The organism is Bacillus sp. FSL R9-9492 (assembly GCF_038007365.1).
GTDB lineage: Bacteria > Bacillota > Bacilli > Bacillales > Bacillaceae_G > Bacillus_A > Bacillus_A mycoides.
Genome location: NZ_JBBOXC010000001.1, coordinates 3,303,091 through 3,329,429, shown reverse-complemented (window position 1 = coordinate 3,329,429; position 26,339 = coordinate 3,303,091). Strand labels below are relative to the sequence as shown.

Sequence of the window (26,339 nt, the reverse complement as noted above, 5' to 3'; positions counted from 1 at the left end):
TCGCCTATTTGCTTTGTATTCGAAGTTTGTGCGAGTGAGTATTCATATTCATTTTTAAGCGTCAATTGCATGTGAAATCAAAACTTTATTTGTAGTACATAGTCAACTACCCCCACTGAGATGAAGCGTTTCGGTGGGGGCTTGAGTTAGAACACTAGGTCTTTTCATCTATCGCTAGACAGTTTGACGCTCTAGCACTCATGCCACCTTATGGTAACACCCCAAGTATGTTTTTGGTTGGTACTGGCAACGAACTATTGTTTTCCCACTTGCACCACCCTTTCGAAAAAGAGCAGTTCTTCCTTATGGAAGAAGCCACCACTCAGATGACTCCGGCGTGTGCTACAAGCCCCGACAAGTCGAGTACACATGGATGGTTGACGCACCCACTAAGCTATGCGCGAAGCAACAGCCTTACGTTTTTGCACTTCTAATAGAATCGGCGTTTTCACTTTGAGATTGTCATCCAATTCTACAACTCTTGATTTTTGCAATGTATTCAATGCACCATTGATATCAGCATGGATACATGTTCCTGTTTTACTTCGATACAGACCACGAGTGATTCGTTTGCCACTAAAGCGATAATGCGTCCTATCGTCCTTAGACCAAACAGGAACCCTATCTTTATCAAGAAAACTAGCTTTTGAAGTATAGCTTTCTTCTTGTTTTAAAAATCGGATGCCTTCTTTTACACATTTATTCTCAATTGCTGCAAGCAGTTTATGAAATGGGATTTGAACAAATGTTTGATTATTCCTTTTTCCCATATCAGATTTTTGTTTCCAACCAGCGTTATACCCTACGACAACTGTATCTATGTTGCATGCTTTCACTTTTTTAAACAACAAGCCTACAGTTTGTGAAATGTAACCATTTATTTGTCGTTCTCGTTTATGCCAAAGTGCGGCCATTTTGTTCGTTACAACACGTTTTGAAAGTCCGTTTTCCACATTTTTTTGCTTCAGATTACCTATCATTTTGTTGAAGTACTGGTTAATGGATTTTAGTTTTTTTCCATCAATTAAAAATGCATCACCTGTATTTGTTACGCAACTTAATAATCTGTCTACCCCTAAATCGCAACTCAAAGCGTTACTAGTAGTCGTGGATTGTTTCTTCATTTGAGAAAGGTGCATTTCATATGTGTAATGCACCTCAAAGAACCGACCTTTTTGCTTCGGTACAATTTCAATGTAGGAGATTTGTTTATTTATTAAATTTTTAGGCATACGTATTTTTATGGAACCGAATTTTTTTCTGAATGCAACGTTCATCGGAATGATCCAATACCCGTTATCATCCACTTTTGGAACTTGATAGATTTCAATAATTCGTTTGTCAGTTGAACGAGAATAATTCGGAAACTTTGGACGACCTGTGAAGGTGTCAGGTTTTTTCTTCCACTGTTCCAATGCTTTAAAAAAGCTCTTCACTTCTGTAAATAAGGCTCTACGAATCGCTTGAACAGAGTTGGATTGAATGCCCCAGTAGTTCCTATCGGTTTGCATGGCAGTGTCCACTTCTTTTACAGTAGCCATTTTATTATGGTTCAAATAACTTTGTTTAATCGTGTACAATCCAACATTTCGCAACGCTTTTGAACTATGTGACATGCGTTGCAGTAAGCGGAATTCTTTAGCCGTAAGGCAAGCTCGTCCGATATTCTGTTTCTGCGTGAATCGTTGCATGTTTTCTCTTTTCTTTTGTTTACGTAATACTTTCACTGCTTTCTTTTTAACCATCGTTTTCACCACCTTTCTTAGAGAGTTCATTAAAATTATTTTTGACAAATCAATATTTGGAACGAAACGGAACAAAATATGAACATGTTCTTCATCGTAATTCCATTCTTCTACAGTAATTCCTTTTGGCTCAAGTGACCGAATGATTATTATCCAATTTCGTTGTCTTACGATATATTCCCTCCTTATCTAAGGGCAGATTATATCGTAAAACAAAAAACGAATGTTCGTAACCGAAAATTGTTATGAACGAAACAAAAGAGTTCAGTCTACCTTCTGACGGCAATTCATCCCCACCTGAATTGTTGGGTTTCACCCCTAACACAATTAAGATGGAGTCTTCTTGCCGAAAAGGATAAATAAAGTTGTTACCCTTTTTAAATTACATGTGGATATAGAATAAAGTTGATTTATCATCCTATATTAAAATAAAAATAAACCACTGTTCGATTTGAATATTCCACGATATAATGGTGAGAGTTTATGACAGAATAAATATTTACATAAGAAGTGAGGTACTGTATGAAAAAAAGAACGACAGACATTATTTTTATTATTATTGGTGCATTTCTTTTTGCGTTAGGTGTCAATTTGTTTGTTATCCCGAACGAGTTTGGTGAGGGTGGGGTAACAGGTATCACGATTATTACGTACTATTTATTTGAATGGTCCCCAGGCTTAGTTAACTTAATTTTAAATGCGATTTTGTTAATAGCTGGTTATAAATTTTTAAATAAGATTACAACAATTTATACGATTATCGCTGTAGTTACGAACTCGCTATTCCTTCATTTGACAGAAGGCTGGACTATTACTTCAGATGAAATGCTCGTAAATGCCATTTTCGGAGGAATATTTATAGGATGCGGGATTGGTCTAATCATTCGTGTTGGCGGAACAACAGCAGGTACTACCATCTTAGCAAGGATGACGCATAAATATTTAGGATGGAGCATTAGCTATGGTTTACTGTTCTTCGATTTAATTGTTGCGTTTTCATCTTATTTCATCATTGGTGCAGAAAAACTGATGATAACAATTATTATGCTATATGTAGCAACGAAAGTGATGGAGTTTGTAATTGAAGGTTTAAATCCGAAGAAAGCCATTACGATTATTTCTGATAACCCGAATGAAATTGCCGGGAAGGTGACTACCTTAATGGGCAGAGGGGTTACCGTGTATTCAGGTCATGGCTATTACACGAAAACTCCGAAGGAAATTCTTTATATTGTTATTAATAAGCAAGAAGTAGTGAAGCTAAAACGGATTGTTCAAACTACGGATCCGGCTGCGTTCATCGCTATACACGATGTTCGTGATGTGTTCGGAGAAGGATTTGTTGATATTTCTAAAGCTTAGTAAGAGTAGAAATTGTTTTTATTAAAATAATCTTAATACTAAAACGAAAGAATCTATTTTGAATAATTTTTTTCAAAATAGATTCTTTTTCTTTTTCTTGCAAAAAATCCAATTGTTTCTTAATGTAAGAATGTAGAAGGATGAACAAGAGAGGGTTTAATGAAGATGATACATATTTTATTAGCTGATGATGATAAACATATTAGAGAGTTATTGCATTACCATTTACAAAAAGAGGGCTTTAAAGTTTTTGAAGCGGAAGATGGAAGGGTAGCGCAAGGCGTATTAGAGAAAGAAAATATTCATCTTGCGATAGTAGACATTATGATGCCGTTTGTTGATGGCTATACGTTATGCGAAGAAATCCGGAAGTATCATGATATTCCTGTTATTTTATTAACGGCGAAAGATCAGTTAGTGGATAAAGAAAAAGGATTCATTTCTGGTACGGACGATTATATTGTAAAACCATTTGAACCGGCTGAAGTAATTTTTCGTATGAAAGCTTTATTACGTCGTTATCAAATGCTGAGTGCTGACATTATAACACTACACGGAACGACAATTGATCGAAAAGGTGTCGAAGTAAAGTGTAACGGTCAGACGATTTTGCTTCCATTAAAGGAATTTGAATTATTATCACAACTTGCTAGTTATCCTGGAAGAACCTTTTCAAGAGAAGAATTAATTGAATTAGTATGGGGAATGGATTTTGAAGGAGATGAACGAACAGTTGACGTTCATGTGAAGCGACTGAGAGATCGTTTTTCAAAACGAACAGATGATTTTCAAATTACGACAGTACGCGGACTCGGTTATAAGTTGGAGTTGAAATAAAATGAAATCACTATATTCTAGATTTGTTTTTATGACAGTCGGTATTATGCTTCTTAGTAGTATTATCGGTTTTTTATTAACGAACGTATATTATCAAGTGAAGTTAAAACCGTACAATAGTGAAAAGATTTTAATGTATGCTAAAGAAGTAAAATCATTATATGAAAAGCAAAGTGAAGAGAATAAAGAGGCATACTTACAGTCTATTGCGAAGTTAGGGTATGAAATTTATATTGTAGATGACGAAAATCATGGAAAGCGTATTGGGAATGCGTTTCGTAAGATAACAATTAGTGATGATACCGTTCATAAAGTATTGCAAGGTGAAACGTTTAATGGCGTTTCCACATATCCAACCCGCTTGTTTATTACAGGATTTTTCGATAATGAATTAATTAATAGTGTCGGTGTACCGCTAAAACACGATGATAAACAGTACGCTTTATTCATTCGCCCTGACATTCAGCAACAATTCGGCGAGATGAGAATTTTTCTAGCGGTATTACTTGGTTTCATCGTTGTATTAAGTATCATTTTTATAGCGATTGCAGCAGGGTATATTGTTCGTCCTATTCGAACATTTACGAAAGCGACTCAAAAGATTGCAAGTGGTGAATATGATATCGAATTAGATGAAAATCGAAAAGATGAAATTGGTACACTAGCGACTAATTTTCAAAAGATGACAAAGAGCATTAAAGAATTAGACCAAATGAGACAAGAGTTCGTTTCTAACGTTTCTCATGAATTCCAATCTCCACTTTCTTCGATACAAGGTTTTTCGAAAACATTACAATCGGAGAATATGAGTGAAGAGGAAAGAAAACGTTACTTGAAAATTATTGAGGGTGAAAGTAAGCGGATGTCTAGTTTATGTAAACAGTTACTTACGCTAGCTTCTTTAGATAAAGAAGAGAAAGTGTTGCAAATAAAAGAATTCAATCTACAGAAGCAAATTAAAGACGTCATTTTTATGCTCGAATGGAAATGGCGTGAAAAAGATATCGCCGTTGAATTTGATGTGCCGGACATATTTATAGAAGGTGATGAAAACCTACTACATCAAGTATGGAGTAATATTTTTACGAATAGCATTAAGTTTTCAAACGATGGCGGAACCGTTGAATTTGTTGTAGAAGAATTAGAATCCAGTATTGTTATTTCTATATCAGACAACGGAATTGGTATGGAACAAGAAGAAATGGATCGTATATTTGATCGTTTTTACAAAGTAGATACGGCAAGGGCAAGAAACATAGAAGGTAGTGGTTTAGGGTTATCGATCGTGCAGAAAATTGTTGAACTTCATAATGGAAACGTTTCGGTATATAGCACGAAAGGGGAAGGGACGACTGTTCGGGTTGAGCTTCCGAAATAGATGGAAAGGAAGAGGCTGTTTTTAGAACAGCCTCTTCTTATTTTTGTCAATTGGTCAATATATTATCACTTACGTGTAAAGTGATAAAAAGTTGTTTGAAAAAATGCGAGTCATTCTATTTCACAATTGGGTCAGTTTGTGGAATAAGATTAGCAGGAAGTTTATTTAAAAATGTAGAATCTCTACAGAGTTATAAGGATTTTATTGAAACTTTAACTATTTAGGGAGGCGATTACTTTGAAACGAATTGACTTGTTTTTAAACGGACTAGATTCCACATTCGATAAAGAGAGTTGGTATGCACCGTTTAAACATGCTATAGAAGGACTTACAGCCGAACAGGCTATCTGGAAACCATATGGAGAGGCAACTAAAACCATTTGGGAGAACGTTAATCATCTCATTTATTACAAAGAGAGACTTGCTGCAAACTTGGAAGACCGTGAATGGATACATAATCTCGACGGTGATGAAACCTTTTATCTTACCAATCAATCTAATGATGATAAGGAATGGAAGAAAGTCGTTGAACGTTGTGAAAATGCCCAACGTAATTTAAGACAGGCATTGAGTGCAATTTCCGAAAAAGAACTTGAGCAAAATTCACTTGAGGGGAAATTACTGGACATTATGCTTCATGATGCTTATCATACAGGTCAAATTATTCAATTAAGGAAAATGCAGGGGTCTTGGCCATCAAATCGATAATTGAACGTTTTAGTTGGTGCTATTGTTATATTTTTAGTGAGGTATTTTACATTCAAAATTAAATAACTATAATTATAACCCCGTCTCAAATTTAGAACGGGGTTAAATTTGTTCCTGCTATAAAGCCGCACCTTTCCCGCGCTCTTCCTTAAACCGAAGCCCAAAAGTATCCGCTGTAATTTCATCAGCTTTCGGCAATGAACGTAATTTCGGATGAAGTAGCCATACGAGAGAAATGAATAAAATTCCGATGCTAGCGAGCGCGAAAATGAGTTGGCTACTAAATACATTTGCGGTGTATCCGCCAATTAAAGAGCCGAACGGCATAGCGATTGTACCCATGCTTCGTGTGACTGAATTGATGCGTCCAAGATATTGATTTGGAATTAAAGTTTGACTAATTGTCGCAAATAATATGTTGGTCGCACCAATTGGTATCCAAGCTAAGCCGAATAAAAAAATTGATAACCATTGAAACGGTACAAACGTAGAGAGAAACCAAAAGAAAGCGCTAGTCGCAAAGCTAATAATGGAGACATGGCTAATATTATGTTTACCAACCCATGAACTGAATAGTGCTCCAATTAAACTACCGGCGGATATAGCGGCTAAAAAGAAACCGTATAATTTAACCCCTCCTAAAGAATCGGCGAAAGAAGGGAGTATTGCCATCGTCATACCGATTGAAAAATTAGCGACAACTGAACCGATTAAGAAGATGCCCATTAATGAACGAAAGACGATTGAAAAGCCTTCTTTTAAATCAGAGAAATATTGCTTTGTTGAAAGTGATGTGCCTGTTTCGGTTTGTTTCGGCATTTTTAATGAAATAAACAAAATCGCAGTAATCGCGAATGTGAAAGAGTCGATTATATATAAAGTGATTGCGCCAAGTAATGCTACTAATATTCCGGAAAGAGTTGTACAAACTAAATCAATGCCTTGATAAGCAAAGGAAAAGAGTGAGTTTCCCTTTAATAATTGTGTTTTATGCAGTAGAAGTGGTAAAGCTTTTGATTGTGCGGGATAGGCGAATTGTTCGATAAAGGCTACGATGGGCATAATGATGAGTAGTAGTTGAACTGTTAATAGATCGAAGTAGTGTGTAATAGGAATGATTAATATAAGAATGCATTGCAGGACTTGTGTGATTACAAGGGTGTTTTTGATTGACCATCTATCAACGAATGGACCGGTAAGAAATTGTAATGCAGAAGGTAATAATGTAAGGAAACCAGCCAATCCAGAATAAAAAGGATCACCACTCAGCTCATATACGAGCCACATCGCTGCTACATAATACAAACTATCTCCTATGTTTGTAAAAATTCTCCCTAAAAATAGTAAGAGGAAATTCCGTTTTTTTAATATGTCCACTTTATCTACTCCTTTATAAAAAATTTATTCGGTAAAATAAATTTGACCGTTTATGTAAAAAAAATCGCATTACGATTTTTCTTCTTTTTTTACAAATTGCTGCATTGTTCTCTCAGCGATTTGAAGTGCAGTAGTAGAAATATAATAAGCTTTACTATTTGGATCTTTATCCGCACTTTTTGTGATTTCGTTTAATTCAGCCATTAATTCATGAAACTTTTTCACCCACACTTGAAATTGTTCTGGCGTAGCATCAAATTCCCAGCAGGATGAAACGTAATTCCACTCAGCTGGGTCTTCACTTGCATTTCGTAATGTAAAAGCTTCTTCTGGTGCAGCGAGAATATGGCTTTTCGTTCTTTCCGTCATTTGTAAAAAGATTTGGCGACCTGATTCGCTTAATATTTCTAAATGAGGTAATAGGTCCGCGGCAGGGGTAAATCCTTTAGCGACAGATTGATAAAACTTTTGAACGATGCCATTCTTTTCTTCTGTATATACGATTTCTATAAAACCATTCTTCTCCAATTCTTTTAAATGATAATGAATTTTCGCCCTTGAAATGCCGAATTTCTCAGATAGCAGTTGTCCTGTATAAGGACGTTCGCATAGACGCATCATCATTTCGGCACGTAGTGGATCGCTTATTGCTTTTAGTTGGCTATAAGTAGTTAGTGTTAACACGGGCTTCAAAATGATCAACTCCTCAAATTAAATTACTCGGTCAAGATTATTTGACTGAATTGTATCAAGGATTTCATTTGTTTTCAATACTTTCTGAAAATTTAATCTTTCTTCTGTAATCTTCTGTTCATATTCCGTTCATATTTCTTTTTTATGATAAGTGCATAGAAAGTAATAGGAAGGAGCGAGCGAAATGTTTTTAGCTCTGCGTGAATTAAAACAATCAAAATTAAGATATGGATTAATCGGACTTATTATGGTGTTATTATCATTTTTAGTCCTTGTAATTTCAGGATTAGCAAATGGATTATCATATGATAATGCTTCATCGATTCAAAATATGGAGGCAAATAAATTTGTACTAGCGGATGATGCGGAAAATAAATTACTTCGTTCACAAATTAAGAAAGAAGATGTAGATAACGTAGTAAATCAAGCAGGCGAGAAAGAGGCAGTTCCGTTTCGTGTGAAAGTTTCAACTTATGAAAAGAAAGATAGTTCGAAAAAAGTTGATGTCGCTATTTTCTCAAGTGAACGTGATTCATTTTTAGAACCGAAAATTGTAAAAGGTGAGAAATTAGGTACAGCAAACAACGAAATGGTTGCTGATGAATCAATTAAAGAAAAAGGAATTGATATTGGGGATACAATTATTGATCCTGTTTCAAAGAAAGAATTTACAATCGTTGGATTTACGAAAGATCAAATGTTTAGCCATACACCAGTCGTTTATGTAAATGAAGACGTATGGGGTGCTATTTCACAACCAAACCAAAAAGATTATAGTGCAATTGCGCTTAATACAGATAAAGAAATTAAAAATGCACATGTTATCGACAAAAAAGAAGTACTGCAAAGTATTCCAGGATTTAAAGAAGAACAAGGAACATTAACGATGATCATTGCGTTCTTACTTGTTATCGCTGCGTTACTGATCGGTGTATTCTTCTACGTAATTACATTGCAAAAAACACAGCAATTAGGTGTACTAAAAGCAATCGGTACGAAAAATTCTTATTTAGCAAATAGCTTAGTCGTGCAGGCGTTATTCTTATCAGTCGTTGCGATGATAATCAGTATAGTTCTTGTACAAGGATTAGAACAAATTTTACCAGCGGGTATGCCGTTCTTATTAACAACACCGATGATTGCACAATATGCAGCAATCTTTATCGTCATTAGTATTTTAGGAACACTTATTTCGTTATATCAAGTATTAAAAGTTGATGCATTAGAAGCAATTGGAGGCGGGATGTAATGACTTCATTATTAAAATTAGACAAAGTAAGTAAAGTGTACGGAGAAGGGAATACAGAAGTAACAGCCCTTCATCCGATGTCGCTTGATGTGAAAGCTGGAGAATTTATCGGAATCGTCGGTCCTTCTGGATCAGGGAAAAGTACGTTATTATCAATCGCAGGTGCTTTACTATCACCGTCAAAAGGGGATATTTACATTCGTGAGCAAAATATTACGAAGTTATCAGAAAAGGAAATGACAGACATTCGTTTGAAAAAAATCGGCTTCATTTTCCAGTTCGCAAATCTTGTTCCATATTTAAATGTAAAAGAACAATTGCTTTACATTGCAAAGCTAAAAAAAGAAAACAAACAAGAATCTGAAAAGCGTGCGGATCACTTGCTAGCAGCATTTGGATTATCTGAAAGAAAAACTCATTATCCAAATCAACTATCGGGCGGGGAAAAACAAAGGGTAGCAATCACTCGTGCTTTCATGAACAACCCAGATTTAATATTAGCGGATGAACCAACTGCAAGCTTAGACTCAAAACGCGCACGTGAAGTTGTGGAAATGATGAAACGTGAAGTGAAAGAAAGTCAAAAAGCAGCAATTATGATTACACATGATGAAAGAATGCTTGATGTATGTGATCGTATATTGACGCTTAGAGATGGGAAGTTAATATAAAGAAAAAAGGCCAACCGTACATATATGTGCAGTTGGCCTTTTTATAGAATATATTAAGATAGTTATAATAGCATTATTTTGAGAAAAGCATTTTAATTTTGTTGCGCGTTAATAATAAAAGTCCACCTATAATTGATAACATTCCAAGTGGCACGCTACTTGATTGCTCACTACCAGCGTTAGGAAGTTCTCTAGCATTGTTTTTCGCTGGAACAGTAGTATTGTTATTATTTGCTGTCGTTTGTTTAGGTTGTGATACTTCACTGATTTTGTTATCTACATTTTGCTTCGTTGTATGCAACTCAGCTAATTTGTCGTCAATTTTTTTCTCAGTATGTTTAAAATCGTTTATTTTAATATCTAAGTCTTGTTTTTTCTTTGTTAAATCGTCTGAAACAGTTTGTTTCGCTTGTTTCATTTCGTTTATTTTATTTAGTAAGTCTTGTCTAGCTTCTTGTAATTCAGCTAGTTTGTTTTTTACATCTTGTTTAGCTAGTTCTAAGTTAGCGGAAAGACTATCTAAATTGCCTTTAATTTTCTTAAGTTCTTCTAATGTGTTACCTGTATTTGGCTTATTTTCTTTAATTTCAGCAAGTTTGTCCTCAGCAGTTTGTTTCGCTTTCTTTAACTCAGCTAATTTGTCATCTACCTGTTTTTTTACTTCCTTAAGCTCATTAACCTTTGCATCGATATTTTCTTTATGCTGCTTAATTTCATTCACTTTTTCATCAACAGTTTGTTTATGTTCTTTAATCTCATTAACCTTTTCATCAACAGTTTGCTTATGCTCTTTAATTTCAGCAACTTTTTCATCTACTTGCTTTTTATGCTCTTTAATTTCAGCGATTTTATCTTCGGCGATTTGTTTGTCTTGCTGAAGTTTTGCATCTAACTCTTGTTTATGTTGTTTAATCTCGCCAATTTTTTCATCTGCAACTTGTTTACGTTCATGTAGTTCATTTACCTTTGTATCAACATTTTCCTTAACTTGGTTAAGTTCATTTAATGTTTGATCCACATTTTCTTTGTGCTGCTGCAATTTCGCATCTAACTCTTGTTTATGTTGCTTAATTTCAGCTAATCGATCTCCCGTACTTTGCTGGGGAGTAGCCTCATTTACTTCTGCATGAGTAGGGGTAGATCCCGCAATCATTGCTAGAGCTAGTGTAGACGCAGCAATTGTTTGTTTTGTTTTCATATTTTTGTACCTCTTTTCTTTCATATACATGAGCTGTTTTGTGTAAAATTGAGCATATAGAAGTAGATTATTTTATTATTATATACCATGTTCGGCGCCTAGAGGAAGTATTTGCATAATAATCTATGATTATGTAATTATTAAACTTCCTAATTTAGTTATGGAGTAGGGGACTACAAGGCCATTCTTTACAATTATCAATGTACGAAGAGTAGGATTTCAGCAAATACATCCTTCCATTTCGGCTTCTGTTGAGAAAACAGTCCTATATTCAGTTGCGGAGCTAAAGCCCTAGTGATAAAAATATAAAATATAGCGAAACGAAAAATCTACTTCTTTTTATATCTTTTTTAATTATTTGCACTAGAACCAATAAACTCTCAAATAAAGTCAATTAAGTTGACTTTATTTGAGAGTTTATTGTACTATGCATAATATAGTCAATCAAGTTGAGACGCGGTTGCAGTATGAAGGAGGTTTTCAAATGAAAGTGGAAGTGTGGTCAGACATTGCTTGTCCATTCTGTTATATTGGGAAACGTCGTATCGAAGCAGGACTTGAGCAATTTGTCCATAAAGATCAAGTGCAAATTGTTTACAAAAGCTTTCAATTGAATGAAAACGCGAAGAAAGATACGGAGTATGATGCGTATGATGCGCTTTCTGCCAGATCTGGAATGAGCCGGGAAGCAGCAAAGGAGATACACGAGAAGCTTGCCAAACAGGCTGAAGTAGATGGATTGGACCTAAGATTTGATACGCTTCAGCTGACAAATACGTTAGATGCTCACCGTCTGCTTCACTTTGCGGCGCAGCATGGCAAAAATAATGAGGTAGTCGAGCTGTTGTTCAAAGTTTATTTTACCGAATGCAAGCATGTCGGCCATCATGAAACGTTGATTGCGATTGCTGCCGAAGCAGGGCTTGATCCAAAATCTACAGAGGAGATGCTGGTAAGCGATCAGTTCATCGATGAAGTGCGGGCGGATCATCTCGAGGGTGTTCGTTTGGGTGTAAGTGGCGTACCGTTTTACGTCATCGATCGTAAATATGTTGTTTCCGGCGCGCAGCCGGCGAATGTGTTTCTCGAAGCGCTTGAGAAAACATGGGCTGAATCACAGTCACTGGCCGTGCTGAATACTACTTCAGCCGAAGCCGGTCCAGTTTGCGAGAATGGCGTTTGCAAGAACGAGTAGTTTCGATTTTGAGCGATTAGAAAGACGTAAAACTTGACAAAAAAACTTATTTATTCTATAATTTACCGATATAAAAATAAGGTGTATAATAGGGTTCTCCTGGCCAGGGGAACCCTATTTTTGTTGTGAAAATGAAGGAGTGTATGTGCGTGAAACAAGGTGAATCAAGTATAACGTCGTTAGTATCAGCTTTCGGAAGGGCGTATCATAGTGAATTTGATAGTTCTAAAATCTTTGATGATTATGTAGCTAAAGATCTTATTTCACAAAAAGAACGTAATGATATTGAAACGAACATGGTTCAAGGAATACATTTTTTCAATAAAGACATTGCACAGCAGTTTCAAGACAATCCGAAAGAAATTTTAAAATGGATTACACAAGTTCAATTATCACCAACACCTTTGGCACGCGCGGCATATTGTGAAAGAGTATTACTACATGAGATTACATTAGGAGCAAAACAATACGTCATACTCGGTGCAGGCTTAGATACGTTCAGTTTCAGACATCGAGAATTAGAGAATGAAATAGAAATATTTGAAGTGGATCATCCTTCTACGCAAGCGTTTAAAATACAAAGAGTGAAAGAAGCAGAGTATGAAATTCCAAACAATCTTCATTTTGTTTCGATGGATTTTACTAAAGGTTTCTCGAAGCAAACATTAGTAAATGAAGGATTTGAAAATAAAAAGACTTTCTTTAGCCTATTAGGTGTTACGTACTATTTAACGAAAGAGGAGCTTTCTAGTTTAATAGAACGTTTATTTGCGATGGTTCCAGAGGGAAGTTCTATCGTTTTTGACTATCCAGATGAAAACTTATTTACGGAAAATGGATTGTCCAATCGAGTTGAAAATATGGTGAAAATGGCTGCAGTAGGCGGAGAACCGATGAAATCGTGTTTTTCTTATACCGAAATGGAAGCACTGTTAGAGAAGGCGGGCTTACTCATTTATGAGCACTTAGCACCAAAGGATATTCATACATTATATTTTGAAGGACGAAACGATTATTTAAAAGCTTTTGAGACGGTGCATTATGTACATGCGGTGAAGAAGTAGAGAATTAGTAGGCATGGGGAGAAATCTCTGTGTCTTTTTTTGTGGGAAAAAGGAAATGGGGTGTAGTGATGGGAAGTATTAATTGGAAGGAGAATTCGATAGTTTAAAGAATACGCAGTATGAATGTAAAAGATTAAGTAGCAATGCTAAAGGAGAACATAATGTACACAATTGGACAAGTTGCTAAATTTTTAGATGTATCTAGAGATACTTTGAAATTTTATGAGGAAAAAGATTTGGTCAAGCCAAAGCAAAATATTGAGAATGGGTATAGAAAATATAATCATTTTGATATATATGATATAACAACGGTCAATTTCTATAGGGAAATGGATATCGAAATAAAAAAGATTCAAGAATTAAGAAAAAGTAAGAGTATAGAGGGAATAAAATCATTGTTGGAAGAGAAAGAAAAAGAAGTTTTAAAGGAGATAGAGTATAAAAAGCTTCTTTTAAAAAAACTTCAAATTGTAAAAGAAGATTGCGAAAAAACAAAGCAATTCTTAGGGAAATACGTAGTAAAAGAAATGAAGCCTTTAGAAGTAAACGGAGAAATAGAGCATTATACTGCGTATGAGGAATATGAATCTTTGAAAAAGAACACTGACAGCTTAAAAAAAGCAGTTACTCTAACATCTTTACGTAGAGTTATAAGTTTTAATGAAGAAGGTATTATAGAAGATAAATTTATTATTGTAAGAAAAGTAGAGGACTTTGATAAAGAATTAGAAGGTGAAATTCTATCTCATCCAAAATGTATTTATACAGTTATTGAAGATGGAAGATGGTCAACTGGTGGGAAAAGTATTGATCGTAATGTGGAGTCCAGTTTAAGAAAAGTTGCAATAGAACAAGGGTATGAACTTTTGGGGCTAGTGTATATAAATATATTACTTACCACGTATGAAGATGAACTTGAGCGTATATTTTTAGAGATTTATGCACCTGTAAAATAATGCAGACATGTATTGACCTGTGAGTAGCCCTCAGGTTTAAGCTGGAAGTATCCGTAAATATAAATACTATTATGTTTACGAAATACTTAGTTTGAAATGGGGATTGTGCATGAACAGGGAAAAGAAACTAAAAAAACCAGTAGCGAGTTTTATTGTACTAACCAATATCATTTTTCTGCCACTTTTTTTGCTTGTAGGAGCTATAAGTATGTTGGGATTCCCTGCATGGTTTTTTGATGTAATGTTTTGTATATCGTCTTGGTCCTCAACTTTTGCTTTTGCTGTGCTATTTAAAAAAATCTATCCAGGGCAGAGTTTTATACAATTTGTAAAAGAAAAGTTCAAGAATAAACTTAAAGTGTCTGTAATTCTTATTGTGAGTATGATTCAAACCTTCATATTTTTAATGATTTTGTTTATCGTGTCTAAAAATAGTGAAGTAGACTCTATTTTTACTGTCTCTTCATGGGGAATGCTAATCTATTTCTTTGTTAAAAACTTTCTTGCGGGGCCATTGGGAGAAGAAATAGGATGGAGAGGTTTTGCACAAATTGAACTCCAAAAGAGGCATTCACCATTAAAAGCTTCGCTAATTATAGGATTTTGGTGGGGGACGTGGCATCTACCTATATGGTTTACTACAGGATTTGTAGGAATTGATTTATTTAAATATATTTTATTTTTTATGATTTCTATCATATCCATTAAAATTGTCATGACAGCATTCTATAACTTAAATCAAAATTTAATCATTCCAATCATTATCCACCAATTCTTTAATTTTTTTATCGGCATAATAAACGGGAATTTAATCGATTTAATTATGTATAACGCGATTTTTTATTTAGTAGTTGCAGTTTTTATGATTGTTATAAATCCAAAGAGAGTACTGTATGGAAGGAAAGGGGAAATAAAAGATGTTGAAATTACAAGGAAAATACAATGAAGCGAAAGTATTTACTACTAACGTAGAAGAGACAGCAGCAGGTCAAATTATTGATCTTTGTAACCAAGAATTCGTAAAGGATAGCAAGATTCGTATTATGCCAGATACACATGCGGGAGCAGGGTGTACTATTGGGACAACAATGACAATTCAAGATAAAATCGTTCCTAATCTAGTAGGGGTAGATATTGGTTGTGGCATGGAAGTAGTAGTAATCGACAAGAAAAAAGAAGAAATCAACTTCGATCACTTAGACGAAACGATACGTAAATTTGTCCCAAGTGGTTTTAGTATTCGAGATAAGGAACATCGATTTTCAAAAATGATTGATTTTGATAGTGTAAGAGCTCCATTCACATTACAACGTGCTCAAAAGAGTATTGGTACGCTTGGTGGGGGAAATCATTTTGTCGAACTGAATGAGGATGATAAGGGGAATGTATTCATTGTCATTCATAGTGGTTCTCGTAATTTAGGTAAACAAATAGCAGAGTATTATCAAAACCTTGCTTATGAGCAACTTATCAACGTTAAATCTATTAAAGAGGAAATCATTGAACGTTTAACAAAAGAAGGCAGACAAAAAGAAATACATGAAGCTATACGTGGAATTAAGAGACCGACGATTCGCAAAGAGTTAGCTTATTTAGAAGGACAAGGATTTAAAGATTACATGAATGATATGAAGATTGCTCAAAAATATGCGGAGTTAAATCGTAAAGCAATGATGGATGAAATCGTCACTAGAATGGATTGGAAAGTAAAAGATCAATTCACTACAATTCATAACTACATCGATATGGAAAATATGATTTTACGAAAAGGTGCTATTTCAGCTCAGAAAGATGAAAGAGTAATCATTCCAATTAACATGAGAGACGGTTCAATCATTGCATTGGGTAAAGGAAATCCAGATTGGAACTTTTCTGGACCGCATGGAGCGGGGCGCATTATGAGCCGTAAGAAAGCTAAAGAATTACTTAACTTAGAGGATTTTCAAAATACAATGAAATCAGTTTGGACTACATCTGTTGCAGAAAGTACTTTAGATGAAGCTCCAATGGTATATAAGCCAATAGATGAAATTGTTGAGAATACAAAAGAAACAATTGATATCAAACATATTATTAAGCCGATTTACAATTTTAAGGCTAATTAAAAGATGAGTAACCTGTATTGTAATGAAATATAGTATTGGAAAGTGGTCAGTATATTACTATTGGGAGTAGAGTAGGAGGATTATGAAAAATAATGTAAATGTTTATATAGGGGTAGCAGCGCATGTCCATCAAGCTAACCAAGTAACTTACTAGATATGAAACGATCCTTGGTTCAAAACTAGTAAGTGATAGAAAAGTAGGCATGCTAAAGAAGCCTATTAAAACGTGATTTTTTCGCTAGGCAGCTTGTCTATGCTTCACCGTCGTTTTATACACAATCCCTAGAATATCAAAGACGGTCATCTTCTTATACCGATGACATTTACGACCGTTCTTTTTGAGTAGCAGATAAAGACGATGCAGGATTTTTAAAAGTTCTTCTGTGCCAACGGCTATCGCTTGAAACAGTAACGGAAAGTAATCTTTAATCATATAAATCGCTTTGTATTCACTCAGCTCATGCTTTGTCTTTTCAAGCAGAAACTGTCGCATTTGAAACATCGTAGAAGAACAGAGGAGAATGCCGATGAGTTGTCCATATAAATGGCACTCTAGGCGTTCTCTTTTAATATTTTTACATTCATCAATTTCAAAAAATGATTTCCACGTTTTAAACAAAATTTCAATCTGCCAACGAAGTGAATACAATGAGTGCACGTAGTTCGTTGGTACTCCTTCTAGAGACGTGTTCGTGATATATACATTCATACCCATTAAACGTTTACTTTTATCCTTCATGACAATGCCTTTTTTCTTTTCACGTATCGCTTGGTTTTTCAGACGTGTTTGCGTTTGCTCATCGGTTAAACGATGGATAATGACACGTGCTGGAAGCTTCTGATTTTGGCCAATGTATGCCTCAGGGATTTCTATCGTTTCACCTGGGATTAGACCCGACATCATTTGTGTCATATCAAGCTGGATGTATTCTGTTTGCTTTTTTAACGTGCCGTTGTTGAAGTATTGTGGCTCAAGGTTCTTGATATAAATGCGTGTATTGAGCTTCAACCGCGAGATATAGTAAGCCTCTTTCTCATGAATAGTTTGTAAGTCTCCTAAATCGAAGTAACCAAGATCACGTAAACATAGATCGCCCGCCTCTACGGTTTCAAGGCAGATGGTACCGTATGTTTTATCATTATTCTTTCCTGGTCCAAGCTGCACGTTAAGAAATTGACCACTAAGTAAATCATATTCCAATTGGATTTTCACGCCTGCCGTATTACTACTCCCGCCTGAACCTTGATAGTTAGTGGCGAAATGATCAGGCAGTTGAAACACTGTCGCATCTAAAATACGGATACGATTGAAAGTAGAGATCATTTGTGCAGAAAGCGAGTGATTTGAACAGAGTTTTTGTGTGAGAAGGGAAGTAAAGACTTCTCGAAGAAATGCGACGGCTGCTGGATTAAAGCGTTGATTCAATCCTTCAGAGCTCATAAGTACCCCAGTGGAAACTTCTAACTGACTGCACAATTGTGTAAGTGATGTGCTAGCAATTTCTTGACTAAGCCATACGCAAAGGGCAATGAGTTCTTTTGCTTGATACTTACTAGATCGCTGTACAAAGCCAACTTGTTTGGCAATATCTTGTAGGGCCACTGGAGATAAAAAGTATTGTAGCTCTTGAGCGAAAAGATTCAATCTATTTGAAATGATAGGATTCATCAAAACGCCATCCTTTCTTATAAACTGTTTACAATAAGCATAGCGTTTTTTCATTTTGAAGGTATGATTTTAACTTTGCTTGATGGGAATGTGGAGGGACCACTTTAAACAACAGGAGTGATTTTTTCATGAGGAAAAATGAATTTTTATGTTAAAATATTTAAAAGAATATAATAATTGTTATTTTTCTAACCGTTTGTATTGAATTATAAAATTTTTGGGGGAATAATTTTATGGTTAAACTAAGTGAAATAGTGTCTAAACTGGACACTGAACTTGATATAAAATCATTTGGGAAGGATTCTGCTTTCAGTCAATTCATACCAATGGTCTATGAACCTTTAAAGTTTGACTGGAAATCAGTTTTTGAAAAAGACTTTGTGGAATTATTTAATGGTCTAATGTTAAAAGGGGATGCAAATGTAAAGAAAATTTTTCTTGCCGTTTTCCCTACAGATGAAGTGTTGGAACGTTTTATAGAAGAAAGTAATAGCGGAGACTTACTTTTTATGCACCATCCCTTATTGATGGAATGTGGAGATCCAAAAGGAGCATGGGGCAAAGGCTTTGTTCCTATAAAAGAAAAATACATTAAACAAATAAAAGAAAAGGAATTATCATTCTATACATGCCATGTACCGATGGATTATCATGCCAATTTAGGTACAAGTGTAGCTATTGCTAAACAATTAAATGCAGAAATTATTGATGGGTTTTTAACAAGTTCTATAAATAAAGAAGACCTAGTTCTAATTTGTAACATTGAAGAAAAGAGTACAAATGAACTAACTTCTCACTTAAAAGAAATATTCGATATTCCATATGTTGATTTTGAAGGTAAGAACATAAATAACGTAAAGAAAATAGCTATCGTTGCAGGTTGTGGCGACAAAGTAAGTTGGATGGAGGAAGCTGAAAAAAGAGGAGTTCAAGCTTATATCACTGGCGAAATCCATTGCCATATTGATAACCAATATGGTAAACAAAGATACAAACAAATGATGGATTATGTTTCTAATACTTCGATGTCTTTAATCGGTGTTTCCCATTCTGCGTCAGAATATCTTGTCCATAAAACATTGATGAAGGAATGGTTTGAGAATAACTTTGATATTGAAACAGTTTTAATTCCACAGGAAAAATGGTGGTTATAAAGTTATTAAGTGATATTTAAAAGAGCTTGGGAATTCAAGCTCTTTTTTGCGAATTTAGCTGAGAATTATATCGTGAAAACTAGGTGTTTTAGTCTGTGCTTCTTGCTGAAGTTTTAAGTTTAGCATCCGAAAAATGAAAAAAACAAGCGGAATTATCATAAATAACTGTAAAAAAGTAAAATTCTCGTTATGGGGGTGTCTTAAAATCTTAGCTTGATGGGCATGGGGTAGCAGCGGCTATAAGCATTTTTATCCTTTCTATAATTTTCCTTTATTTTAATCCTTACAGTAATCAAATCACTGTGAATTTTCTGCGTGAAGTATAAAAAACAGCCATTCCTTAGTGAAACGGCTGTTTTCGTAATTCAATAAAATCTCCCAGATTGCGGTAGATATTTTTAAATATTATTTTGTTTTTTTTGACTTGATTATAATAAAAGATGGACTTCGCGATTCGTTTATTAAATCTGGCATTATCTCTATCCCTGCCAAAGTTGATTGTGGCTCGATTATTTTATCCAGCGAAAGCCCGTGTTCAATCAAAGTATTTATTAATGTGGCAACAGTTCTATGATAAATAACCACACTATCGTCAACAAACCAGTTGTGTACTCTGATTCCTTCTTCTTGATAATTATCTAATGCCCAGTGTGATGTATTACCATCCTCAGTTTTTATCCAATGGTTGCTTCCTTTGCGAGCTGTTGCTATTGGATGTTCGGTTGAAAAGATAAATTCACCACTGCTTTTTAATAGTTCATTAATCTTTTGAATCATTGCCGAGTAATCTTCAATGTAATGTATAGAGAGGGAACTTATAATCAGGTCGAACTTTTGATTGGTTAGTCCCATATCCTCCATAGGAAGACACATAAATTCTATGTTATCATCCTGATTTAACTTTTTAGCACGTTCAATCATATTTTGGGATATGTCTACACCTATTACGTTTTTTGCACCATTTTCTATACAATACTTTGAAAAATGACCATCACCGCAACCCAAGTCTAATACCGATTTTCCTTTCAAACACAGAATTAATGATTTGATTGCTGGCTGTTCTATGAAGTCATTAGCGTTTATTCCACTTTCACGCAATGCTGTGTAGTTTTTGAAGAAATTCGGATTATCGTAAATATTTTGTTTCACTTACATCACTCCTCAGATAAGGTTTTCATAGATTAAGCTGACTTCTGTTTCCAAATTATCATACTAACCATAAAAATTTTGTCATCCTTTTATTATAGTAATGGTTTTTAGGAAGATATCTCGAACTCAATACTTTCACAATCCTGCCCGTTTGCTGAATAATCTGCTGTAAATACTATACCGTATTAAGAAAATTAACCTTTATTTTAATTATAAGCAACAACCTTTACGAAAAGAGCCTTTTATTTTTTATTAAGCTATTGAAACGATAGTGAAGGGACGAGAGCGTAATGAAGCGAGAACTATCGAAATTAGCGGATGTACTAGTCAATCATTCGACTAAAGTGCAGCGTGGTGATCAAGTGTTAATTCAAAGTGTTACTGAAATAGACCCTATGGTAGTTCGCGAAATTATTAAGTCGGTGGAAAAAGCAGGGGGATATGCGCATGTATCAATGCGCGATGTTTCTGTTACGAGGCAATTGATTTTGTCAGGGTCTGAAGAACAATTTAAGTTATTTGCAGATTGGGAATGTTATCGCTTAAGTAAGATGCAAGTATATATTAATCTCCGTAGCCCTAGAAATGCATATGAATTAGCAGATGTGCCAGCAGAAAAAATGAAATTATATCAAAAGATATTTGGAAAGGCTCATAGTGAAGCTGTATATAAAACGAGATGGGTGACAACTCGCATTCCGAATGCGGCTTCTGCGCAAGAAGCAAATATGAGCACGGAGGCTTATGAAAAATTTTATTATGATGTATGTACGCTAGATTACAACAACATGTCGAAAGCCATGGAGCCATTAAAAGAATTAATGGAAAAGACAAAACGAGTGAGGATTATGGGAGAAGGGACGGATTTGGAGTTTTCAATTGAAGGAATAGGCGTTTTAAAGGGGGATGGTACGGATAATATCCCTGATGGCGAAATATATACAGCACCTGTTAAAGATTCTGTAAATGGAGTAATAACGTTTAACACAGTATCTATTCAACAAGGTTATGCATTTCAAAATATAAAGTTACATGTTAGACAAGGGAAAATACTAGGGGCATATGCAAATGATACAGAGCGAATGAATCGAATTCTTGATACGGATGAGGGAGCAAGATATATTGGAGAATTTGCACTAGCTTTTAATCCTTATATATTACACCCGATGAATAATACGTTATTCGATGAAAAAATAAATGGTAGTTATCATGTAGCAATTGGAGATTCGTTACAAGGTGCAGACAATGGGAATAAATCAGCAATACATTGGGATTTAGTAAACATTCAAAGAACAGAGTATGGCGGGGGTGAAATTTGGTTTGATGACGTACTGATAAGAAAAGATGGACGTTTTATTTTACCGGAGTTGTTAGGATTAAATGAAGAGAATTTGAAAAGGTAAAGTGCTTTATTGAAATTGTGTAAAGGAGATTAAAACCCGCCATAACAAACTAAAAAATTCATTGTATAAAGTTACATTTATTTAATGTAAATGATAGCTAGATTGGCGCGGCTCGGTAATTGTTGAGTGAAATAAGCCAAAATCTCTTGAAAAACACTTGATTTTTTACTACATCAATCTTTACAATCCCTCCATATAATGTGAATAGAACTAGCACTTATTTAGAAGCCTTTGAAACAGTGCATTATGTACATGCGGTGAAGAAGTGGAGGATTAGTAGGCATGGGGAGAAATCTCTGTGTATTTTTTTATGCGTATTTTTAATTTTAAAAACAATTTGTAAAAAATATTTTACAAATTGTAAGAAATAAATTACAATTATCTCAAGAGGTGTTACTATTGTTACATAATAAAATTGTAGTTTGTCGAGCAGAAAAAGGTTGGACCCAAGAAGAATTGGCAACAAGAGTGGGAGTTAGTCGTCAAACTATCGCTACTCTTGAAAAGAATAAATATAACCCTTCTCTAATTCTTGCCTTTAAAATCGCAAATGCATTTGAAAAGCCGTTAACCGACGTATTTGATTATCTAGAGGAGTGATACATATGTTGTTGTTAAAAATTTTATTATTTGGTTTAATAGTGATAAGTAAGATGTATGTAATAAAATTTCAATCAAGTGATGAAGCAAATGACGAAAGAGGAAGAGAAATTCTATATAAAACAAATAATGTTTTGTACAATATTTTATATTTAGGTATCCTTACCATTATTGTTTTACAATTAATTGATATTATTCCTTTGAAATTTCTACCTGATTTGTTGTTATATTTTGCGCTTTCATTAAGTGTGTTAGGCAGTATTTTTATATTTATCAATAGAAACAGGAAAAATTACTAATATGTATTAAGTATTTTATCTTGTTCTGTTAGGAAATTGAACAACATGTTTCTTTAAAAAGTGAAATTTCTATTTTAAACATGAAGGAATATAGTTAAACTAATAGCTGTGTTTATTTAAGTAGGCTACATAAAATAATTAATCTTCTTCATAAAAAATTAAGGAATCCAAAATGTGTGGGTTTCTTCTTTTTATAAAATAAATATTTGCAGCAATACTTTGGTCAAATTTTAATTAAAACTAAAATTCACCTTTTCTATTATAAATTTTTGTAGTGTGGAAATATAGCTATTAGATCACCAAACTAGTATTTTTGGGGCATTAACTTAAACAATAAATAACTTCATGTCTATCTTGTTGATGAAATTCATTGCCCTCGGATAAAGGATAGTAAAACCCCTGAATAATTAGTTATATTGATTTTTATTACAATTTTGTAAGGTTAAGTAATAAAAATCGATAGAACGGGATATTAGAATGGGATACTCTGATTGATGAGTAGAATATTCTGAAAAAAAGGGGTGGAGCAAATGAAGAATAGAAAAAAGTATCGATAATATGCAAAAGTATTTTATGTTTAATGATTTGTATATTCATTACGAATGAAGCATGGTTTACAAATGTGGTGAGGGCAGAATCAGGCACGTTGACTGATAGGAGTATAGAGGATTTCAAAAAAAAGCTGGATGAACAGGTCCCAAAATGGCAGGAGAATTATGGGGTACCAGGGGTTGCGATAGGGATTGTACATGAGGGGCGTATTGCTTATACACTTAACTACGGTTATGTAGATAAAAAGACAAAAAAAGCGGTGAGTGATGACACTTTGTTTCAAGCTGGTTCCATATCTAAAAGCCTTACAGCGTGGGGAATCTTGCATCTTGTAGATGAAGGTCGTTTATCACTAGATGATCCCGTTGGAAAATATCTGACCAAATGGAAATTACCTAATTCAGAGTTTAATAATAATGAAGTCACGATAAGAAGATTATTAAGTCATACAGCAGGACTGTCTGCACATAAAGGATACCTTGGGGTTGCACCAGGGAAAAATCTTAATTCTATCGAGGAGTCTCTGTCTGGAAAAGGATGGCTTAATGAACAAGTGGAGGTTACCAATAAACCAGGTTCAGAAACAATTTACTCTGGTGGCGGATATACAATTTTACAACTTGTAATTGAAGAGGTTACCGGAATACCTTTTGATCGTTATATGGAAGAACAAATTATGAAACCTTTAGGAATGAAATCTAGTTCATTCTTACAACGCCCTGAAAATCATAACCTTGCGAAAGCTTATGGATATTTTGGAGAGGAGCTCCCTAGTTACCAATTTACCGAACAGGCTGCTGCAGGTCTCAAGACAAATGTTACGGATATGATGACATTGATACTTGCAAGTATGGATACAAATAATAAAGGGAATGGTGTCATCAAAAGTGAACGTGTTATGGAAATGCAAAAGCCAGTATTAGGGGAGAATGGTTTAGGTATATTTGAAAAAAAACTATCTAATCAATGGAAATTACTTTATCATTCTGGTGACAATCGAGGCTGGCATTCTTTTTATGGTTTCATTCCTAATACAAAGGATGGATTGGTAATCCTTACAAATGGTGAAGGTGGTATAGACTTACGACAGGATATTTACCACGCATGGATGGAATATGAAACTGGAAAATTACCTGAAAGTTACTTCTCTCTAGCTGAGCAGAGAAAAAGTAATTCCATTACATCAATTGTTATTGGAGCCACACTTAGTGTATATTTACTGCTATTTGTGATTAGATTGTACAAGAGTAGAAGAACTTTCATTTTTAAGCAAGAGAAGAAATCCTACATCGGATTAGTAGTTAGGACATTTTTACTTATTATTACTGCTATTCTCGTTTTTTGTGCTGCCTATTTGTGGAGAGTTTTCAGCTTGAATTCCGGTAATACAATAAATTTTATTCTAATAATGGTATGGATTATAACATTATTAATTAGTGGATTTTTCCCGAAAATTAGAAGTAATAAAAAACAACGTATAAAACTAAAAGATTTAACATCAAAATTTACATTTATGTAATGTTAAAGGTTAGAAAGCTAGATTGGCGTGAATCGCTAATTGTGGTTTGCAAACAACGACAAAATCTCTTAAAAAACACTTAACTTTTAACTCCATCTATCTTTACAATCCCTCCCTATAATGTGAATTGGACAAGCATCTAAGAGAAAGCAGAACATGTCAGTTTATACATTTTATTATTAGGGGGAGAAATTGTATGAAAAAGATAGTTGCTTCGTTAGCCATTATGGCAGTGTTATTACCAACGTTTTCGATAAATGCTGAGGGGAAAGAACAAGCACAAGCACGAAAAACAGCGACGTTGTTTAATGTAATTAGTGACATTCAAGGGGATTTATCGGATTTTGATCATGTATTAAAAGATATGAACAAAGTGACACCGCTATCTAGAGCACTTATTATGAATGGGGATATAACGCCAGAAGGACAGCAGTCACAATATGATGATGTGAAGCGTGTGTTAAACAAAAATAAGCATCCGGAAAATGTATGGTCGGCTATTGGGAACCATGAGTTTTACGCTGGGAAATGGACAGCTGATGGAAAGTTATCTCAAAGTACATGGCCAAACGGTGTAGCAGAAGATACGCTATTTAATCGATATTTGAAATTTAGCGGACAAGAAAAGGTGTACCATAAAAAAGAATTAGATGGTTATCCACTATTATTTTTAGGGACAGAAAAATATATGAGGTACCATGATTCAAAAATGTCAGATCAAGTGTACTTAAGTGAGGAACAATTAGGTTGGCTGAAACAAAATTTAGAAGACTACAGTCAAAAAGATAAAAATAAGCCGATTTTTATTTTTTCTCACCACGTTTTACCTGATTCTGTATCTGGTTCAAGACAATCACCGTATTTAAATGACTATTTAAACGTGGATAAATTGTACGATATATTAAAAGATTACCCGCAAGTTGTCTTTTTCACGAGCCATACGCACTGGGATTTAAATTTACCAGACTGGGCTGGTAAAAAGAAAATTGCAGGCGGAGATGAAAAAGGATTTACAGTTGTAAATACGGGCGGCATTGAAACAGGATGGAGATCAGCTGGTCCAAATGGCGGCGAGATTCATGCTCCGGATGGATCTTCTTTTAAACAAGGGTTGCAAGTGAAAGCATATGGTAACGATGTTGTCGTAACGGCTTACGATTATAAACGTGATAAAGGTATAAAGAACTTATTAATTAGTGATGCAAAAATTGCACAAATGGCACCAGATGTAACGGCTGATGATAGTAAAAACGTAATCGTTGGTGCAACAGAGTATATGGAGTACAATGTAGAAGGAACGAATGAGTGGTACACGTACAATAAAGCGAATCCTCCAAAATTTGATGGGAACAAAATTGTATACGTACGCCATAAAGGCGAAATGAATTTAGAGCCAGGATTAACGCAGCTTCTTCGTTTTTCGGTAAATAAGTGATTGGTAAGGGCCTACTTCTTA

At 34.7% G+C, this 26,339-nt stretch carries 22 protein-coding genes and 1 pseudogene; 17 read left to right on the top strand and 6 right to left on the bottom strand.

The annotated features are described in order from the left end of the window. Positions 1-389: 389 nt before the first annotated feature. Entirely contained in the window at positions 390-1,865 is a 1,476-nt protein-coding gene (locus MKY70_RS16910) for an RNA-guided endonuclease TnpB family protein (RefSeq protein WP_258397401.1), read from the bottom strand. A 402-nt stretch (positions 1,866-2,267) separates the two neighbouring features. Here MKY70_RS16910 and MKY70_RS16905 point away from each other — a divergent pair, with 402 nt between their 5' ends. From MKY70_RS16905 to MKY70_RS16890, 4 genes are all read left to right on the top strand, one after another. Continuing rightward, positions 2,268-3,107: a YitT family protein gene (locus MKY70_RS16905; RefSeq protein ID WP_003190353.1), complete on the top strand. Its 840-nt coding sequence runs from the start codon at positions 2,268-2,270 to the stop codon at positions 3,105-3,107. Positions 3,108-3,266: 159 nt separating this feature from the next. Next, positions 3,267-3,944, top strand: coding sequence for a response regulator transcription factor (locus MKY70_RS16900; RefSeq protein WP_088030819.1), 678 nt, complete (start codon positions 3,267-3,269; stop codon positions 3,942-3,944). A gap of 1 nt (position 3,945) precedes the next feature. Beyond that, positions 3,946-5,322, top strand: coding sequence for a sensor histidine kinase (locus tag MKY70_RS16895; RefSeq protein ID WP_088030820.1), 1,377 nt, complete (start codon positions 3,946-3,948; stop codon positions 5,320-5,322). Positions 5,323-5,559: 237 nt separating this feature from the next. After that, positions 5,560-6,030, top strand: coding sequence for a DinB family protein (locus MKY70_RS16890; RefSeq protein ID WP_002128104.1), 471 nt, complete (start codon positions 5,560-5,562; stop codon positions 6,028-6,030). A gap of 117 nt (positions 6,031-6,147) precedes the next feature. Here MKY70_RS16890 and MKY70_RS16885 read toward each other — a convergent pair whose 3' ends face one another. Both MKY70_RS16885 and MKY70_RS16880 read right to left on the bottom strand, forming a co-directional pair. Then, a complete protein-coding gene (locus MKY70_RS16885) occupies positions 6,148-7,407 on the bottom strand; it encodes an MFS transporter (protein WP_088030822.1) in 1,260 nt (419 codons plus the stop codon). Positions 7,408-7,476: 69 nt separating this feature from the next. Continuing rightward, positions 7,477-8,100: an ArsR/SmtB family transcription factor gene (locus MKY70_RS16880; protein WP_088030823.1), complete on the bottom strand. Its 624-nt coding sequence runs from the start codon at positions 8,098-8,100 to the stop codon at positions 7,477-7,479. Between the two features lie 184 nt (positions 8,101-8,284). Here MKY70_RS16880 and MKY70_RS16875 point away from each other — a divergent pair, with 184 nt between their 5' ends. After that, on the top strand, positions 8,285-9,349 hold the full coding sequence (locus MKY70_RS16875; RefSeq protein ID WP_088030824.1) for an ABC transporter permease: 1,065 nt from the start codon (positions 8,285-8,287) through the stop codon (positions 9,347-9,349). After that, positions 9,349-10,020 carry an ABC transporter ATP-binding protein gene (locus MKY70_RS16870; protein WP_088030825.1) on the top strand — a complete coding sequence of 224 codons (672 nt, stop codon included), beginning with the start codon at positions 9,349-9,351 and terminating at the stop codon, positions 10,018-10,020. Before MKY70_RS16875 ends, MKY70_RS16870 begins: the two co-directional genes overlap by 1 nt. Before the next feature lie 73 nt (positions 10,021-10,093). On the opposite strand, the gene MKY70_RS16865 is transcribed toward MKY70_RS16870, so the two are convergent. After that, entirely contained in the window at positions 10,094-11,218 is a 1,125-nt protein-coding gene (locus MKY70_RS16865) for an LPXTG cell wall anchor domain-containing protein (RefSeq protein ID WP_140152266.1), read from the bottom strand. Between the two features lie 484 nt (positions 11,219-11,702). Here MKY70_RS16865 and MKY70_RS16860 point away from each other — a divergent pair, with 484 nt between their 5' ends. From MKY70_RS16860 to MKY70_RS16840, 5 genes are all read left to right on the top strand, one after another. Next, positions 11,703-12,413: a DsbA family oxidoreductase gene (locus MKY70_RS16860; protein WP_341025311.1), complete on the top strand. Its 711-nt coding sequence runs from the start codon at positions 11,703-11,705 to the stop codon at positions 12,411-12,413. 143 nt (positions 12,414-12,556) lie between these two features. Then, positions 12,557-13,477, top strand: a complete 921-nt coding sequence (locus MKY70_RS16855) for a class I SAM-dependent methyltransferase (RefSeq protein WP_341026403.1) — start codon at positions 12,557-12,559, stop codon at positions 13,475-13,477. Positions 13,478-13,638: 161 nt separating this feature from the next. Further along, positions 13,639-14,433, top strand: coding sequence for a MerR family transcriptional regulator (locus MKY70_RS16850; protein ID WP_002033099.1), 795 nt, complete (start codon positions 13,639-13,641; stop codon positions 14,431-14,433). Between the two features lie 109 nt (positions 14,434-14,542). After that, positions 14,543-15,379 (top strand): CPBP family intramembrane glutamic endopeptidase, encoded by an 837-nt coding sequence (locus tag MKY70_RS16845; protein WP_341025310.1) that lies wholly within the window; start codon positions 14,543-14,545, stop codon positions 15,377-15,379. After that, complete coding sequence (locus MKY70_RS16840; protein WP_341025309.1) at positions 15,351-16,538, top strand: RtcB family protein; 1,188 nt, start codon at positions 15,351-15,353, stop codon at positions 16,536-16,538. The genes MKY70_RS16845 and MKY70_RS16840 overlap by 29 nt, the downstream gene beginning before the upstream one ends. A gap of 238 nt (positions 16,539-16,776) precedes the next feature. On the opposite strand, the gene MKY70_RS16835 is transcribed toward MKY70_RS16840, so the two are convergent. Next, the gene (locus MKY70_RS16835; RefSeq protein ID WP_341026402.1) at positions 16,777-18,207 is read right to left on the bottom strand and encodes an IS4 family transposase; all 1,431 of its coding nucleotides are present in this window, start codon (positions 18,205-18,207) and stop codon (positions 16,777-16,779) included. Positions 18,208-18,440: 233 nt separating this feature from the next. Here MKY70_RS16835 and MKY70_RS16830 point away from each other — a divergent pair, with 233 nt between their 5' ends. Further along, on the top strand, positions 18,441-19,361 hold the full coding sequence (locus MKY70_RS16830) for a Nif3-like dinuclear metal center hexameric protein (protein ID WP_088030830.1): 921 nt from the start codon (positions 18,441-18,443) through the stop codon (positions 19,359-19,361). 405 nt (positions 19,362-19,766) lie between these two features. Here the strand turns inward: MKY70_RS16830 and MKY70_RS16825 are convergent, their stop codons facing one another. Continuing rightward, a complete protein-coding gene (locus tag MKY70_RS16825; RefSeq protein WP_341025307.1) occupies positions 19,767-20,510 on the bottom strand; it encodes a class I SAM-dependent methyltransferase in 744 nt (247 codons plus the stop codon). A 290-nt stretch (positions 20,511-20,800) separates the two neighbouring features. Between MKY70_RS16825 and MKY70_RS16820 the strand changes: the two genes are divergently transcribed. The 5 genes and pseudogenes from MKY70_RS16820 (at position 20,801) to MKY70_RS16800 (ending at position 26,318) form a co-directional block, all read left to right on the top strand. Continuing rightward, positions 20,801-21,913, top strand: coding sequence for an aminopeptidase (locus MKY70_RS16820; protein WP_088030831.1), 1,113 nt, complete (start codon positions 20,801-20,803; stop codon positions 21,911-21,913). A gap of 399 nt (positions 21,914-22,312) precedes the next feature. Beyond that, positions 22,313-22,513 carry a helix-turn-helix transcriptional regulator gene (locus MKY70_RS16815; RefSeq protein WP_000903048.1) on the top strand — a complete coding sequence of 67 codons (201 nt, stop codon included), beginning with the start codon at positions 22,313-22,315 and terminating at the stop codon, positions 22,511-22,513. Between the two features lie 5 nt (positions 22,514-22,518). Continuing rightward, a complete protein-coding gene (locus tag MKY70_RS16810) occupies positions 22,519-22,812 on the top strand; it encodes a hypothetical protein (protein ID WP_341025305.1) in 294 nt (97 codons plus the stop codon). A gap of 530 nt (positions 22,813-23,342) precedes the next feature. Continuing rightward, positions 23,343-24,883 (top strand): annotated as a pseudogene (locus MKY70_RS16805) (serine hydrolase domain-containing protein). Positions 24,884-25,079: 196 nt separating this feature from the next. Next, complete coding sequence (locus MKY70_RS16800) at positions 25,080-26,318, top strand: DUF4073 domain-containing protein (protein WP_088030834.1); 1,239 nt, start codon at positions 25,080-25,082, stop codon at positions 26,316-26,318. Positions 26,319-26,339: the final 21 nt, after the last annotated feature.

Bases quoted from the DNA above. Each gene is read 5' to 3' on its own strand.
- MKY70_RS16905 (WP_003190353.1), top strand. From the start codon at position 2,268: ATGAAAAAAAGAACGACAGACATTATTTTTATTATTATTGGTGCATTT.
- MKY70_RS16900 (WP_088030819.1), top strand. From the start codon at position 3,267: ATGAAGATGATACATATTTTATTAGCTGATGATGATAAACATATTAGA.
- MKY70_RS16895 (WP_088030820.1), top strand. From the start codon at position 3,946: ATGAAATCACTATATTCTAGATTTGTTTTTATGACAGTCGGTATTATG.
- MKY70_RS16875 (WP_088030824.1), top strand. From the start codon at position 8,285: ATGTTTTTAGCTCTGCGTGAATTAAAACAATCAAAATTAAGATATGGA.
- MKY70_RS16870 (WP_088030825.1), top strand. From the start codon at position 9,349: ATGACTTCATTATTAAAATTAGACAAAGTAAGTAAAGTGTACGGAGAA.
- MKY70_RS16865 (WP_140152266.1), bottom strand. From the start codon at position 11,218: ATGAAAACAAAACAAACAATTGCTGCGTCTACACTAGCTCTAGCAATG.
- MKY70_RS16860 (WP_341025311.1), top strand. From the start codon at position 11,703: ATGAAAGTGGAAGTGTGGTCAGACATTGCTTGTCCATTCTGTTATATT.
- MKY70_RS16855 (WP_341026403.1), top strand. From the start codon at position 12,557: ATGTGCGTGAAACAAGGTGAATCAAGTATAACGTCGTTAGTATCAGCT.
- MKY70_RS16850 (WP_002033099.1), top strand. From the start codon at position 13,639: ATGTACACAATTGGACAAGTTGCTAAATTTTTAGATGTATCTAGAGAT.
- MKY70_RS16845 (WP_341025310.1), top strand. From the start codon at position 14,543: ATGAACAGGGAAAAGAAACTAAAAAAACCAGTAGCGAGTTTTATTGTA.
- MKY70_RS16840 (WP_341025309.1), top strand. From the start codon at position 15,351: ATGTTGAAATTACAAGGAAAATACAATGAAGCGAAAGTATTTACTACT.
- MKY70_RS16835 (WP_341026402.1), bottom strand. From the start codon at position 18,207: ATGAATCCTATCATTTCAAATAGATTGAATCTTTTCGCTCAAGAGCTA.
- MKY70_RS16830 (WP_088030830.1), top strand. From the start codon at position 18,441: ATGGTTAAACTAAGTGAAATAGTGTCTAAACTGGACACTGAACTTGAT.
- MKY70_RS16820 (WP_088030831.1), top strand. From the start codon at position 20,801: ATGAAGCGAGAACTATCGAAATTAGCGGATGTACTAGTCAATCATTCG.
- MKY70_RS16810 (WP_341025305.1), top strand. From the start codon at position 22,519: ATGTTGTTGTTAAAAATTTTATTATTTGGTTTAATAGTGATAAGTAAG.
- MKY70_RS16800 (WP_088030834.1), top strand. From the start codon at position 25,080: ATGAAAAAGATAGTTGCTTCGTTAGCCATTATGGCAGTGTTATTACCA.